This window comes from Novosphingobium sp. SG751A (assembly GCF_013149295.1).
GTDB lineage: Bacteria > Pseudomonadota > Alphaproteobacteria > Sphingomonadales > Sphingomonadaceae > Novosphingobium.
The window spans coordinates 22,787-36,450 of the sequence record NZ_JABGCB010000023.1 but is presented as its reverse complement, the minus strand read 5'-3'; the positions used below and the strand labels follow the sequence as shown (position 1 = coordinate 36,450).

General features: G+C 65.9%; 11 protein-coding genes. 8 read left to right on the top strand and 3 right to left on the bottom strand.

The genetic code is table 11. The features are described 5' to 3' along the window. The first annotated feature begins 30 nt into the window (after positions 1-30). From FHW96_RS22495 to FHW96_RS22475, 5 genes are all read left to right on the top strand, one after another. Positions 31-1,221 carry a PepSY-associated TM helix domain-containing protein gene (locus FHW96_RS22495; RefSeq protein ID WP_172342811.1) on the top strand — a complete coding sequence of 397 codons (1,191 nt, stop codon included), beginning with the start codon at positions 31-33 and terminating at the stop codon, positions 1,219-1,221. Between the two features lie 5 nt (positions 1,222-1,226). Continuing rightward, complete coding sequence (locus FHW96_RS22490; RefSeq protein ID WP_172342810.1) at positions 1,227-1,805, top strand: heme-binding protein; 579 nt, start codon at positions 1,227-1,229, stop codon at positions 1,803-1,805. Continuing rightward, on the top strand, positions 1,802-3,310 hold the full coding sequence (locus FHW96_RS22485) for a tannase/feruloyl esterase family alpha/beta hydrolase (protein WP_172342809.1): 1,509 nt from the start codon (positions 1,802-1,804) through the stop codon (positions 3,308-3,310). Before FHW96_RS22490 ends, FHW96_RS22485 begins: the two co-directional genes overlap by 4 nt. A 62-nt stretch (positions 3,311-3,372) precedes the next feature. Then, a complete protein-coding gene (locus FHW96_RS22480; RefSeq protein ID WP_172342808.1) occupies positions 3,373-4,515 on the top strand; it encodes a lactonase family protein in 1,143 nt (380 codons plus the stop codon). Between the two features lie 101 nt (positions 4,516-4,616). Further along, entirely contained in the window at positions 4,617-5,984 is a 1,368-nt protein-coding gene (locus FHW96_RS22475; RefSeq protein WP_216651013.1) for a hypothetical protein, read from the top strand. Positions 5,985-6,024: 40 nt separating this feature from the next. On the opposite strand, the gene FHW96_RS22470 is transcribed toward FHW96_RS22475, so the two are convergent. Beyond that, a complete protein-coding gene (locus FHW96_RS22470; protein WP_172342807.1) occupies positions 6,025-6,489 on the bottom strand; it encodes a cupin domain-containing protein in 465 nt (154 codons plus the stop codon). A gap of 221 nt (positions 6,490-6,710) precedes the next feature. On the opposite strand from FHW96_RS22470, the gene FHW96_RS22465 reads away from it, so the two are divergent. Then, the gene (locus FHW96_RS22465; RefSeq protein WP_172342806.1) at positions 6,711-7,835 is read left to right on the top strand and encodes an aldose epimerase family protein; all 1,125 of its coding nucleotides are present in this window, start codon (positions 6,711-6,713) and stop codon (positions 7,833-7,835) included. A 16-nt stretch (positions 7,836-7,851) separates the two neighbouring features. After that, positions 7,852-9,156, top strand: coding sequence for a hypothetical protein (locus FHW96_RS22460; protein ID WP_172342805.1), 1,305 nt, complete (start codon positions 7,852-7,854; stop codon positions 9,154-9,156). On the opposite strand, the gene FHW96_RS22455 is transcribed toward FHW96_RS22460, so the two are convergent. Beyond that, positions 9,153-10,088, bottom strand: coding sequence for a hypothetical protein (locus FHW96_RS22455; RefSeq protein ID WP_172342804.1), 936 nt, complete (start codon positions 10,086-10,088; stop codon positions 9,153-9,155). The two genes, FHW96_RS22460 and FHW96_RS22455, sit on opposite strands and share 4 nt — an antisense overlap. Next, positions 10,088-12,265, bottom strand: a complete 2,178-nt coding sequence (locus FHW96_RS22450) for an ATP-binding protein (protein ID WP_172342803.1) — start codon at positions 12,263-12,265, stop codon at positions 10,088-10,090. Before FHW96_RS22450 ends, FHW96_RS22455 begins: the two co-directional genes overlap by 1 nt. A gap of 535 nt (positions 12,266-12,800) precedes the next feature. Here FHW96_RS22450 and FHW96_RS22445 point away from each other — a divergent pair. Next, entirely contained in the window at positions 12,801-13,655 is an 855-nt protein-coding gene (locus FHW96_RS22445; protein ID WP_253951165.1) for a response regulator, read from the top strand. The last annotated feature ends 9 nt before the right edge of the window (positions 13,656-13,664 follow it).

Here is a 13,664-nt window from a genome sequence, read left to right as displayed (position 1 = left end):
TTTTTTCCTGCCGAACGGATCTGCTCGAACATGAAGCCCATTCACCGCATTCTGGCGATCATCGTGGCCCCGCTGATGCTGTTCATCGCCGCCACGGGCAGCCTGATGGAAATCCTTGATCTGGGGGCGGTGGCGGGCGGCGCGCCCGAAACCGATGCCACGATGCAGTCGATCAACGAGGGAAAATTCGGCAATGGCCCGTATAATGCGGTGATTGCGCGGGATTTTGGCGGCGACGCCCTGCCTGCGGGCCTTGATATTCCCCACGCCTTTGCCACGGTTCAGGCCGGATTGGCGCGCCAGATGCCGGGGCGCGATCCTGTTGCCATCGACCTGCGCGTGGATAATGGGCGGGTGATCGGTCAGGGGCAATATGGCAAGGAATGGCGTGCGGTCGATGCGTTGAGCGGGGCCGATGCCGCGCCCATCGATATGAAGCCTTTCAACCCGCCCCCTTCGCTGCGCCAGATGATGAAGGAATGGCATCGCTTCTGGGGCCCTTCGGTCAGGATCTGGCGCGGGGACAAGCCGGCGGTCTATATCGAATTTGCCGCCGGTATCGCGCTTTGCGTGCTGATCTACACCGGGCTGACCTATTACATCCGCCTGTATCGGCAACGGCGCAAGATCAAGCGGCCCAATCCCTTCTGGATGGCGGGGGGCAAGTGGCGCGCGCTGCACCGGGTGATTGCTACGGGATCGGCGGTTTTCGTGATCGTGATGGCGGTTTCGGGCATGCTGATCGGGTTTGAAAGCACATGGCACACATTCGTGCCGCGCCCGCCGCGCCATGAAACCGCCCCCTTGCCCGCCGCAGCGGTTCAGCCGATGCTGGCGGCCACGCTGACGGCTTTTGCCAAGGGCGAGCCGGGGGTGACGATGCGCTCGATCCGGCTGCGCGATTATTACGGCTATCGTCAGGGCGTGATTGTCACACGTGAAACTGTCACACGCCAGATCGTCTATGACACCGCCACGGGCCGTGCACAAAATCTGGAAGAGCCCGGCTATCCCAGCAGCCAGTTCCCCTTCGGCATGGATATGCATGAGGCGATCAAGCATTTCCATTCGGGCTATATGTTTGGAATTCCGGCGCGTTTGATGGCGCTGATCTCGGGTTTTGCGCTGATCTATCTCTCGATTTCGGGGGCGTGGATGTATTTTGAAATGTGGTTGCAGCGGCGCGGTAGCGGTCGGCCCGGCTTTTTCTGGAAAGGTTGAGCGATATGCAGATCAAGGCTCTGGCTTTGGCCGCGCTGGCGATGGCTTCGATGGCGGGGGCGCAGGAAACCGCCCCTACGGCGATGCCCGATGATATGCCGCCCCCGTCGATGGCCGCGATGCTGCGCCCTCCGCGCCCCGACAGCGCCCGCCCGCCCGAACCACCGCGTGAGGATATTGCCGCGCCCTCGCGCGCTTTGGCGCTGATCGCGGCGGAAGCGGCACTGGCGCAATGCGCGCGCGATGCGCATGAGGTCGGCGTGGCGGTGTCGGATGCGGGCGGCCATCTGCTGCTGGGCATGACCATGGATGGGGCGCGACCGGGGCGGATTTACTCCGGATCGCGCAAGAATGCCGCTGCCGTCGCCTTTGCCATGCCGACCTCGGCGGTGCAGGCGCGGCTGCAGCAGGGTGATGCGGCGATGGCGGCGCGGGTTAAGCCATGGATGGTGGTGTTTCCCGGCGCGGTTCCATTGATGGCGGGCGACAGGCTGGTGGGCGCGATCGGCGTCAGCGGCGCGACCGCGCAGCAGGATGAGGTTTGCGCGGCCGCAGGCGCAGCGGCGGTGAAGGGGCGGCTGTGAGGAGGCTCTTTGCGCTGATCGCCGCGCTCTGGGCAATGCCCGTCGCGGCGCAGGATATGGGCGATTGTGCGGCACTGGCGGCGGTTGCCTTGCCCGATGCGGCGGGTCTTACCGCGCAGCCGGTCGATCCGGGCGCTTTTGCCCTGCCGCCGCGCGCATCCTCGGGCATGAGCATCACCGGCGAGCTGCCTTCGGCTCCTAATCCCGGTTTCTGCCGCATCCGCGCCACGCTCAAACCCTCAGCCGTTTCGGCCATCCGGGTCGAGGTCTGGCTACCCCTGCGCGGGTGGAACGGCAAGATGATCGGGGTGGGCAATTTCGGCTGGGGCGGCGATCTGCCTTTTGCCAATATGCTGGCGGGCCTTGCGCGTGGCTATGCGGTGGCGGGCAATGATACCGGGCATGAGGGCGGCGAGGGTGGAGAGTTCCTTCTCGGCAAGCCCGAGGTGCTGGTCGATTACGCATGGCGGGCTAACCATCTGATGACGGTGATGGCCAAGGATCTGATCACGCGGGCCTATGGCGCCCGGCCAAAGCGTTCCTATTGGATCGGTTGCTCGCTGGGCGGCCTTCAGGGCTTGATCGAGGCGCGGCGGTTTCCGCAGGATTACGATGGCGTGGTGGCGGGCGCGCCGCCCAATCCGCTGACCCTGTTCAACGCCGCGCAATTGTGGCCGAACTGGCTGATCGCGCAGGACCCCCGGCGAGCGCTCCCCCCGCAAAAGCTGGCCGCGCTGCATGGCGCGGTGCTGCGGGCTTGCGCCAAGGAGGCGGGCGCGCTCTATGGCTATGTCGAGGACCCCGCGCATTGCGCCTTCGATCCGGCCGCCATCGCCTGCGCCAAAACTGATGGCGCCGATTGCCTGGCCGCGCGGCAGGTCGATTTCGTGCGCATGGTCTATCGCGGGCCGGTTGAGCCCAAGACCGGCAAGGTCATCTTTCCCGGCCCGGCGCGGGGTTCGGAGATGGAGTGGAGTCCCTTCATCAACGGGCGCGAATTCATCAATGCCGCCGACCTGTTCCGCTATGCCGCGTTTCAGGATCCGTCATGGCGGGCCTCGACGATGGTTTGGGCGCGAGACGTAATGGCCGCCTCGGACCGGCTGGCTCCGCTGATCCATGTCGATGATGACTTTACCGCTTTTGCCGCGCGCGGGGGGCGGTTGCTGCTCTATGTCGGGGGCAATGATTATCACAATCCGGCCGAGCTGGCCGATTATCTGCATCGCATTCATGCCCGGCTGGGCGAAAAGGCCGATCATTATGCGCGGATGTTCGTGATCCCCGGCATGGGCCATTGCGCCGGATCGGATGGCTGCGATGCGTGGGACAAGGTTGACGCCATCGACGCATGGGTGGACCGCAAGGCGGGCCGCGCCCCGCGCGAAGTGGGCGGACATGGGCGTACCCAGCCCTTGTGCTATTATCCCGATGTGCCGACCTATCGCGGGGCCGGTGATCCGGCGCTTGCGGCTTCCTACCAATGCGCCGCGCCAAAGAATTGATCGCCATTTGCCCTCGCGCCGGGGCATGATCGCGCGATACCGGATGAGGAAAGGCAAGAGAGATGAATTTTACCCGTCGCGTGCTGCTGGGCGCCGGCCTTTGTCTGGCGCTGGCCAGCGGGGCACAGGCGCAAAAGCCAAATGGCCAGTTGGTCTATATCGGCATGCATGGCGACAAGATCACCGCCGCGCGTTTCGATTCCGCCAAGGGCACGCTGGAGAGCATCGGCCCGATGGCGGGCAATGCGCGCCCGACCTGGGGCCTGCGCCTGCCGGGCCGGGCCGTTATCTTCTTCAACGAGGAAGCGGGCAATGGCGGCGATGCGCAAGGGGGCGTGCAGGCCTATCGCGTCAACACCGCCACCGGCGCGCTGGACAAGATTTCCGATGTGCGCGCAGGCGGCGGGGGCACGACGCATCTGTGGTATGATGCGCCGTCCCGCACGCTGCTGATGGCCAATTATGGCGGCGGTTCGCTGGCCACGATCCCGGTCGCGGCCGATGGCACGCTGGGGGCGGTGGCCTCGCTTACCAAATTCATCGGTTCCGGCCCGCACAAGCGGCAGGGCAGCCCTCATGCTCACGGCGTTTCGGTCGATCCTTCGGGCAAATGGGCGCTGGTGAGCGATCTGGGTTCGGACCGGGTCTGGGTGCTGCCGTTTGATCGCAAGAGTGGCAAGGTGGGCGCCTATGACGCCACCTCGCCCCAGCATTATGTCGCCCCCTTTGGCACCGGCCCGCGCCATATGGCGTGGAGCCCGGTGCGCCCCGTCCTCTATGTGGCCGATGAATTGACCGCCGATGTCGATACTTTGGCATGGGATGCGGCCAAGGGGCGGCTGACGCTGGTGCAGAGCCTTTCGACCAATGCCGACGGGTTCAAGGGCGAGGCCAGCGCATCGGAAGTGGCCGTCAGCCGCGACGGGCGCTTCGTCTATGTGGCCAACCGGGGCGACAGTACGATCGTCGTCCACAAGGTCGATCCGAAAACCGGCGCGCTGACCCGGATCCAGCGTCTGTCGAGCGGGGGCAGCATGCCATGGCATTTCACGTTGGACGGCACGGGGCGCTGGCTCTTGGCGGCCAATCGCGACAGCAACCGGATCAATGTTCTGGCGATCAATCCGGCGACGGGGATGCTGAGCGACAGCGGCCATGCGATGGAGACGAAACAGCCGGTCCATGTGTTGATGAGCGGGCTTTAACCTCCCTCCGTTTGGTCTGGATTTGGGGTCCGTGGTGCATAGCGCCGCGGGCCCCATTGTTTTGGCGGGCATCAGAAAAGGATTATGCGGGGATGAAGCGGATGAAGGCAATCGCATCGGCATTGGCGCTGGTATTGGCCGGGACCGGCAGCGCGCAGGCGCAGATGGGGCCGCAGGCGCCGTGGTCGCCCGATAATGCCCGTTTCGTGCGGCTGGCCTCGGGCGTGCCGGGGGTGCTGTTTTCGCCCACCGCCGTCAGTCCGCGCAACCAGATCGCCTTTTTCGTGATGCATGCCAATGGTGATTACACCGCTTTCCCGGCCTGCACCGAACTGGCGCGGCGCGGTTATCAGGTGCTTTGCGCCAACAATTCGACCAGCAAGGATGGATTGTTCGACGATGGCGCGCTCGACCGTATCCTGATCGAGGCCAAGGCGGGGGTGGCGTGGCTGCGCGCCCAGCCGGGGGTGAAGAAGGTGGTACTGTTCGGCCATTCGGGCGGCAATACGGTGATGACCGCCTATCAGATGATCGCCGAGGGCGGGGTGGCCTCGTGTCAGGGGGCGGAAAAGATCCATGCCTGTCCCAATGATCTGGCCGGTTTGCCCGCCGCCGATGGGATGGTGATGGCCGATTCCAATTGGGGCCAATCGGCCATGACCCTGTTCAGCGTCGACCCGGCGGTCAAAGGCATCGCCAAGGGCACCGATCTGAACCCCGCGCTGGACATGTTCAACCCGGCCAATGGGTTTAAAATCACCGGATCGACCTATGGCGAAGAGTTCCGCAAAAAGTTCCTTGCCGCGGCCAGCGCGCGCAACATGGCGATCCTGAAAGCCGCGCAGGCGCGCAAGGAAGCGATTAAGGCGGGCAAGGGCGATTTCACCGATGACGAGATCTTCGTCGTCGCCGGCTCCTCCTATATCGGTTTCAACAACAAGCTCTATTCGCAGGACACGCGCCTGCTCGAACATTCCAAGGCGCCATGGCCGCTGATCCGCGCCGACGGCAGCGTGGTGACCCAGATCATCCATTCGGTCCGCCCGCCGATGAGCCGCGAGAATCTCTCGCCTTCCTTCATGCGCGGGGCGCTGCGCACGACGGTGGAAAATTACCTGTCATCCTATGCCACGCGCACCACGCCGGACTTCTCCTATGGCGAAACCAGCGAGATCAAGGGCGTGGACTGGCAGTCGAATTATGCCAATCCGGTGGGCAATGTGGAAAAGATCCATGTGCCGGTGCTGGCCATGGGCATGACCGGGGGCTGGGAAGGATTGGCCGCCGAGACGATCTATGAACATGCCGCCAGCAAGGACAAGGCCATCGCCTTTGTCGAGGGGGCCACCCATGGCTATGCCCCGTGCAAGCCTTGCGAGAAAACACCGGGCCAGTTTGGCGATACGGTGAAGAACCTGTTCGATTATGTCGATCAATGGGTCAGCGCACCTGGGCGTTTCCTGCCTTGATCGGGCCGGGGCGGCCATGATCTCGCCGCCCCGTTCCCTCTTATTTTGGCATCTTGATCGACATCAGCACCAGCCGCCCGTCGATCCGGTCGAACCAATGCGCGACCCCGGCGGGCACCATCACCCAGTCGCCCTTGGCCAGATCCCGTCCCGCGCCGCCTTCGATTGCGCTGCCGCCGGAATTGCGCGGGTTACTCTCCTTTTCATTCACCAGCTTGCCCCCCGTCACCAGATGGCCGCTGCCCTCGATGGCATAGAAGAATTCGTTCTCCTCGCGGTGGGTCGAGGCGCCGCCCACGCTGGTGCGATATTCGATATTGGCGCGATAGGGGGCAAGGGCGAGCAGTTCCATCGGCGGCATCGGCTTGCCCCCGGCCACGGCGGCCTGCGCAGCGGCGATTTTGGCCTGAACATCGGCGGCGGGTACGGTAATTGCGGCGGGTTCCTGCGCCGTGGCCGAAACGGGCAGGGCGATCAGCATCAGGGCGATCAGGGGCAATCTCATCGGGCATCTCTCCTTGGGCATGATCTTTGGCGGCGAATGTGTCGCAGCCCGCCCCCCGCTTGTCGATTGGAATGAGCGCGCCGCCGATTGATTGGCGGGCGGGCATGGTTCTGCGCCCGAGGGAAAGCGGCGATGCAGCAGGGCGGGCGTTCGGTTTCGGTTTGGGTGCCTCGCCTATCGCCAAAGGACCCGGCGAAAGCGGGACAGGGGAGAGGACAGGCATGCAAGGAAAACTCGCTCTATCGACCGGCGCGCTGCTGCTGGCGACGGCGGCCCATGCGGGACAGGCGCGGCGCGTCGATTTCGGCGCCATGCCCGATGGCGCGCGGGTCGAGGCGATCACGCTTTCCAATGCGCGGGGCTTTTCCGCGCGCATCCTGTCCTATGGCGCGATCCTGCAATCGCTGGTGGTGCCCGATGCGCGGGGGCGCCGGGCCGATGTGGTCGAGGGCTATGCCACGCTGGCGGGCTATCTGATCCGGCCCAATTATTTCGGATCGTCGGTGGGGCGCTATGCCAACCGGATCGGCGGCGCGCGCTTTACGCTGGATGGCCATGCCTATGCTCTGGCCAAAAACGATGGCCCCAACAGCCTGCATGGCGGCGTAGCGGGTTTCGACCGGCATCTGTGGGATATAGTCTCGCTCTCCTCCGGCCCGCAGGCCAGCGTCACCCTGCGCCGCACCAGCCCCGACGGCGAGGAGGGCTATCCCGGCGCGCTGACCGTCACGGCCACCTATACGCTCGATGACAAAGGCGCGCTCTCGATCACCTATCGCGCCACCACCGACGCGCCCACCATCGTCAATCTGACGGACCACGCCTATTTCAACCTTGGCGGCGAGGCATCGGGCCGCTCGATCATGGATCATCGCATCATGATCCCGGCCGATGCCTATACGCCGATCGATGCCACGCTGATCCCCACCGGAGAGATCGCCCCGGTGGCGGGCACACCCTTTGATTTGCGCAAATCCACCGCGATGGGCGCGCATATTCGCGATGGCGATCCGCAACTGGCGCTGGCGCGCGGCTATGACCACAATTGGGCGATCACCCGCGCCCCCACCAAAGACCAGCACCTGATGGCGCGTATCACCGATCCGGCCAGCGGCCGCACGATGGAGGTGTGGAGCGACCAGCCGGGCCTGCAATTCTACACCGGCAATTTCCTTGAAGGCACGATTCAAGGCAAAGGCGGCAAGCTCTATCGCCAGGGCGATGCTTTCTGCGTCGAGCCGCAACTGTTCCCTGACACGCCCAACAAGCCCGCCTTTGGCAGCGCCCGCCTCGATCCGGGCCAGACCTATGTCCACCGCATCACCTATCGCTTCTCGGCGCGCTGAACCGGAGACCGCCCCCATGAAAACCGCTCTTTCGCTCGCTCTGGCCGCATCGCTGGCCGCCACCCCTGCCATCGCCGGCGATTTGCGCGTGGGCGCGGCGCGGGCCTCGATCACCCCGCCCGCCGATGCCTTTCCCTATGCCTCGCCCTCATCGCCCAATGACAAGCCTTTCGTCGGCGTCCATGATGATATCTTCGCCCGCGCGCTGGTGCTCGATGACGGCGGCAAACAGGTCGTGCTGGTCAGCATCGAGAATGTGAATGTGCCCGAGCCCGCCGCGATGGTGTCTGCGCTGGCGCAGGCCGCCCATGTGCCGCCCGCGCAGGTGATGGTCTTTGCCACCCACACCCATTCCAACCCGCTGGTCTTCTTCCACGGCCATACGCCCAGCCCGCGTCAGGCGCAGGAATTGGAGCGCACCCAAAAGGCGGCGGTGGCGGCGGTGGGGCAGGCCATCGCGAGCCTTGCCCCTGCGCGGATCGCCTTTGCGCGCGGGCGCGGCTGGGTCAATGTCAACAATGGCGAGGCCAGCACCGGCGTCAAAACCGGCGACCCTGCCGCTCCTTCGGATAAATCGCTCGACGTGGTGCGGGTTGTGGGCGCGGACGGGCGGCCTGTCGCGCTGCTGGTCGATTATGCCAGCCATGCCGAGGTGATGTTCCGCAGCATGACCCGCCCCGATGGGCTGGAGGTGACCGGCGATCTGCCCGGCGCCGTCTCGCGCCTGCTGGAAGGCAGTGGCGCCGCGCCCGTGGTTCTCTATGCCGCAGGGGCCGAGGGCGATCAGCTCTCGCAGTATAAGTCGCTTCAGGCCGATGCGGGCGGCCTGCCCGCTAAGGACGAGGGCGCGGGGGGCTGGGCCATCCTTGATGTGCAGGCGCGCTCGCTGGCCGCCTCGGTGGTCGATGCGTTGAAATCCGCCCCCGCCCCGGCGGCGCAGGTCAGCCTTGGCGCGGCAGCCGGACAGGCGGTCTGTCCCGGCGTAAAACGCGCGCGCGACGCCAATAATGGCGTGGTCGAAAGCCCCGCCGGGGATGTGGTGATCCCGCTCTCGCTGGTGCGCCTTGGCCCGGTGACGCTGGCGGGCGTGGGGGCCGATCTTGGCACCGTGCTGGGCCAGGGGGTCAAGGACGCCTTTGCCCAGCCCACCAGCCCCCATCCCACCACCGTGGTGACCATGACCGCAGGCGCGGTGGGCTATGTGCTGCATGACGGCGCCTATGCGCGTGCCACCCATGCGGTGATGGGGTCGCCCGTCCGGCCGGGATGCGCGGGCGAGGCCATTATCGGCGGGCTGAAAACTTTGGCAAAGGGGCTTTAAAACCGCACCCGCAAACCGACCGACGCGGTGGTGCTGTTGCCCGCCACCGCGCCCATGGTGCGCGCCACCTGCGTGTCCAGCCAGAGCCGGGGCCGGATCTGCCACATGCCCGACAGAGCCACTTCCTCAAACCCGTCGGGGGTGCGCACCGGCTGCGGCCCGGTGGTGTCGGGCGGGGGGGCAAGGCGCCATGTGGTCATGCCATTGTCGGTGACGTAATGCGAATAGGACAGGCCCAGATAATGCTGTCCCCGCCGCCCCAGCGCGCGGTCCACCCGCACCGAGGCGATCCCCGTCAGCGCCCTTTCGCGCAATTCAAAATCCGACCATGACAGGGTGGAAAAATCGAAACGCTGATGCAGCGAGCGGGTATAGACATATTGCCCGGCAATCGTTGGCGTGATGTACCAGCGCGCCCATGGCTGAAACACCCGGCCCACCCGCAGCCCCGCCGCAATATAATCGGCCCCCGATGCCACCTCGCTTTGTCGCGCGGTGCCCTGCGCCTGAATCGCGCCGTAAACCTGTCGACCATAGCTGGCATAGGCATCGGCAACCCAGCCGTGCCAATTGCCCCCCGCGCCCACCGAGCCGATGTGATAGGTGGACGGGATCGCCGCATCGGCCTGTTGCAGGGTGCCGCCAAACAAGGTGTAGGCCGCGCGCAGATAGGTCGACCCCTTGTAACGGGTGATGGCCAGCGCGCCATAGGGGCTGGAGGATGTGGTGTCGCGGTCAACCACGCCGCCGGTGGCCCCGGCGATCCAGACAGCCTTGGGATTGGCGGGGGCAACCTCGACCGCGGCCGCAGGCGCAGCGGCGGGGATTTCCAGCCTTTCGCTCTGGGCCTCCTGCGGGGCTTCCGCCTGCTGGGCCTGCGCCACGCCGCCCGTCATCGCCCATGCGGCGGCGCCAAGGATCATCCGTTTCATCACGCGGCCTTGGGCATGATGTCGTCATAGAGCGTGGGCAGCACCAGCTTGGCGACAAAGCCTTCCTCGCGCTGTTCCAGCAGAACGTCGCCGCCATGCGCCCGCGCGATCGAACGGCACACGGCAAGGCCCAAGCCGCTGCCCGGCTTGTCCGATTCGATGGCCTGTTCACAGCGGAAGAAGGGTTCAAAGGCGCGCTCGCGGTCCTCTTGCGGGATGCCCGGCCCATTATCGACGATTTCGGCCACGGCCCCTTGCTCATTCACCAACACACGTACCCGCGCCTGCTGGCCATATTTCAGGGCATTTTCAAGCAGATTTCCCAAGAGGCGGCGAATGCCCAGCGGATCGACCTCGACCCGGATCGGGGTGGTGATATCCAGCCGCACCCGGTCGCCCATCACGCGCGCATCCTCGACCGCATCGGCCACCAGCGTCGCCAGATCCAGCCTTTGCCGCGCGCCGGGGGTCGATGCCTCGCGGATGAAGGCAATGACCTGGCTGATCATCATCTCCATCTCGTCCACCTCGGCCAGCAAGGCGTCGCGCTGTTCGTCCGGCACATCCTCCAGCCGGAAACGCAGGCGCGTCAAAGGCGTGCGCAGATCGTGGCTGATTGCGCCGACCATCGCGGTGCGATCATCGACAAAGGCGCGCAGCCGGTCGCGCATCTGGTTGAACGCGCGCGCCGCCCGGCCCACCTCGGCAGGGCCCGAAAGCGGCACGACATTGGCCGAAGGATCGCGCCCCAGCACCTCGGCGGCGCGGGCAAAACCTTCGAGCGGCTTGACGATGCGCCGGGCAAACAGCAACGCCAAAGGCACCGTAATCAGCATCGAGAGCACGAACCACAGCATCACCCGCTTTTGCCAGCGGTTGGGAAAGGGTTCGGCGCGGGGGGCGACCGCGATCCATGTGCCATCGCCCTGGCGCATCGCGGCGACGAAATCGCCTTCGATAAAGGGCGGCGTGGTGAAGGAAAGCACGCCGGTGCCTTCGCGGAAAGGGATCGGTTGCGGCACACCCAGCGGCGCCGGGTCAAGCCATGCCGCCGATACGGAGGATTCGGCCGGCGTGGCGGAGGAGGCATGGGAGGAGGCTGCGACTTCGGCCTGCGGAGCGTCCTCATGGGGCAGGGGCGATGGATGGGTGGGTGCCTCGTCGTTGAGCGGCGTTGCCGCGCGCGGCATGACGGCGGGTTGGGCCGAAGCGGGGCCGGGATTGGCCAGCGACGCCATCGGCGCCACCATCGAAGGGGCCATCGCGCCGCCATTTGCGCCCGGTCCGCCGGGGCCTTGTGCGGCGATGGCCGGGCCGGTGATGCGCGAGGCGCCGCTGGTCTGGGGCTGCTGGCTGGTCCCGACCACACTGGGCGCGGCGGCGCGGGGCCCAATGTTGGTGCCTATGTTGGCGGGCGTTCCGGTTGGCGCATTGCCGCCGACAGGCCCCGTGCCACCGGGCGTTCCACCGCCCGGAACACCGCCACGGGGATGCCCTCCGCCCGGAGCGCCGCCGCCGGGAACACCCCCTCCGGGAGCGCCGCCGCCGGGGACGCCCCCACCCGGAACGCCACCCCCGGGAACACCGCCCCCGGGGACACCGCCCCCGGGATGGCCGCCGCCCGGAAAGCCGCCGCCGGGGAACCCTCCGCCCGGAAATCCGCCGCCGGGAAAGCCACCACCAGGGAAACCATTGCCTGGCGCGCCGCCGCCCAGCGGTCCGCCGCGCATTCCTTGCGCATGGGCCGTACCAACAAGGCCCGAAAGCAGCCCCGAGCCTTCAGGATCGCTCATCGCCATCGGCCCGCGCGATCCGGCCGCAGGCACCGTCACCCCGCCCACCGGCAATTGCGTGTAAAAGGCCAGCACAACGTGATCCACCCGTTGCCCCAGCCGCCGCGCCAATGCCTCACGCGAGGTTTCCGACACCAGCCAGCCCGAACCGCTGATGTCGGGCGGGCCTTTCATCGCCCGGATTTCCAGATTGTCGTTTTCAACATGGCCCAGCAGCATCCGCGCCACCGCCTCCAGATCCCAGCGTTGCGGGCTGGCAGGGGGGATCAGCACGGTCAGCGCCAGTGTCGCGCATTGCGCCACGATCAGGACGCCGACCAGCAGCCCGAGCATTTGCAACCCCAGCGGCAGAGCCAGCCTGCGGCGAAAAGAATATGCGGCCATATCCCGCCAATTGCCATAAATCGCGGGGGAAAGCGATGGCTCATCGCCGGTTGGGCCGGGCCGGTTCGGCGCAAAGATCGAGGAGGCCGCGCGCGCGGATTCGGCATCCGATTTGGGCAACCATATGGGGGATCGGGCGGACATGGCCGGCCTATCCCCGCAGAACGGGGGGAGGCGTCAAAGGCCAATGCCGCCGCCCTGACCAGGGACCGAGCGAAAGCGGGGGGGCGATGGTGCTTTCGAGCGGGATCAGGGCGGCGGACGGAAGGGCGGTCAGGCCGGGGAATGCACCAGTGGGGGCGGATACATTTCCGTCGGTCAGGCCGCTCGCCGTTCGTTTATGGCTTTGGCCGATGCCATGACTCTCGATGGCCTGCGTCATGGCTGGGGGGCGGACACAGGGAAAGAGGGCGATGCATCGGACATGGGCTCAAGCTGGTCCCCTTCGATTGCGTGGTGATTTCGGCCAGATTTCACCATGCGGGGCAATCCGGGGCGGGTTTTGCAAAATTTGTGAAATTCGCGGGCCAGAAAAATGTGGAAATGGCGCGTGATGCAGGCCAAACACAACGCCATGGATCTGGCGACCAAAATCCTGATCGTGGATGATGACAAGGGCATCAGGACGGTCGTGTCCGAATTTCTGGGCAAGCACGGCTATCAGACGGCCACGGCGGCCAATCCGGTCGAAATGCGCCGGATGCTGGAAATCGGCTCGTTCGATCTGATCGTGCTGGATGTGATGATGCCCAAGGAGGACGGGCTGACCGCGCTGCGCAGCCTTGGGCCCAATGCGCCGCCGGTGATTATGCTCAGCGCCGTGGGGTCGGATATTGACCGTGTGGTCGGGCTGGAAATGGGCGCCGACGATTATCTGGCCAAGCCGTGCAACCCGCGCGAATTGCTGGCCCGCATCCGCGCTGTTTTGCGGCGCAAGGCGGCGGCGCAGGCGGTGCTGGATCAGGCGATGGAAATCCGCGCCGAGGCGCGCCAGACCGGCGCGGGCGAGGCAGTGGCCGAGGGCGAGGCGCAGGACGTTTCGGCGGTCAGGTCCGGTTCGGTGGGCAATGGGCTCTATTTCGAAGGCTGGCGGATGGATCTGGACATGCGTTTGCTGTTCGATCCCGATGGGCGGATGATTACGCTGACCGAGGGCGAGTTTCGCCTGCTGCTGGCCTTTGCCCAACATCCGCGCCGGGTGGTCACGCGCGATCAGTTGCTGGAATGGTCACGCGGGGGCGATGCCGATCATTTCGACCGTGCGATTGATGTGCAGCTCTCGCGCCTGCGTCGCAAGATGACCGATGCGGGCAGCAGCGGCGTGTCCGAACTGATCCGTACCGTGCGCAATGAGGGCTATGTTTTTGTGCCCCATGTCACACGAAGCTGATCAGGCCAT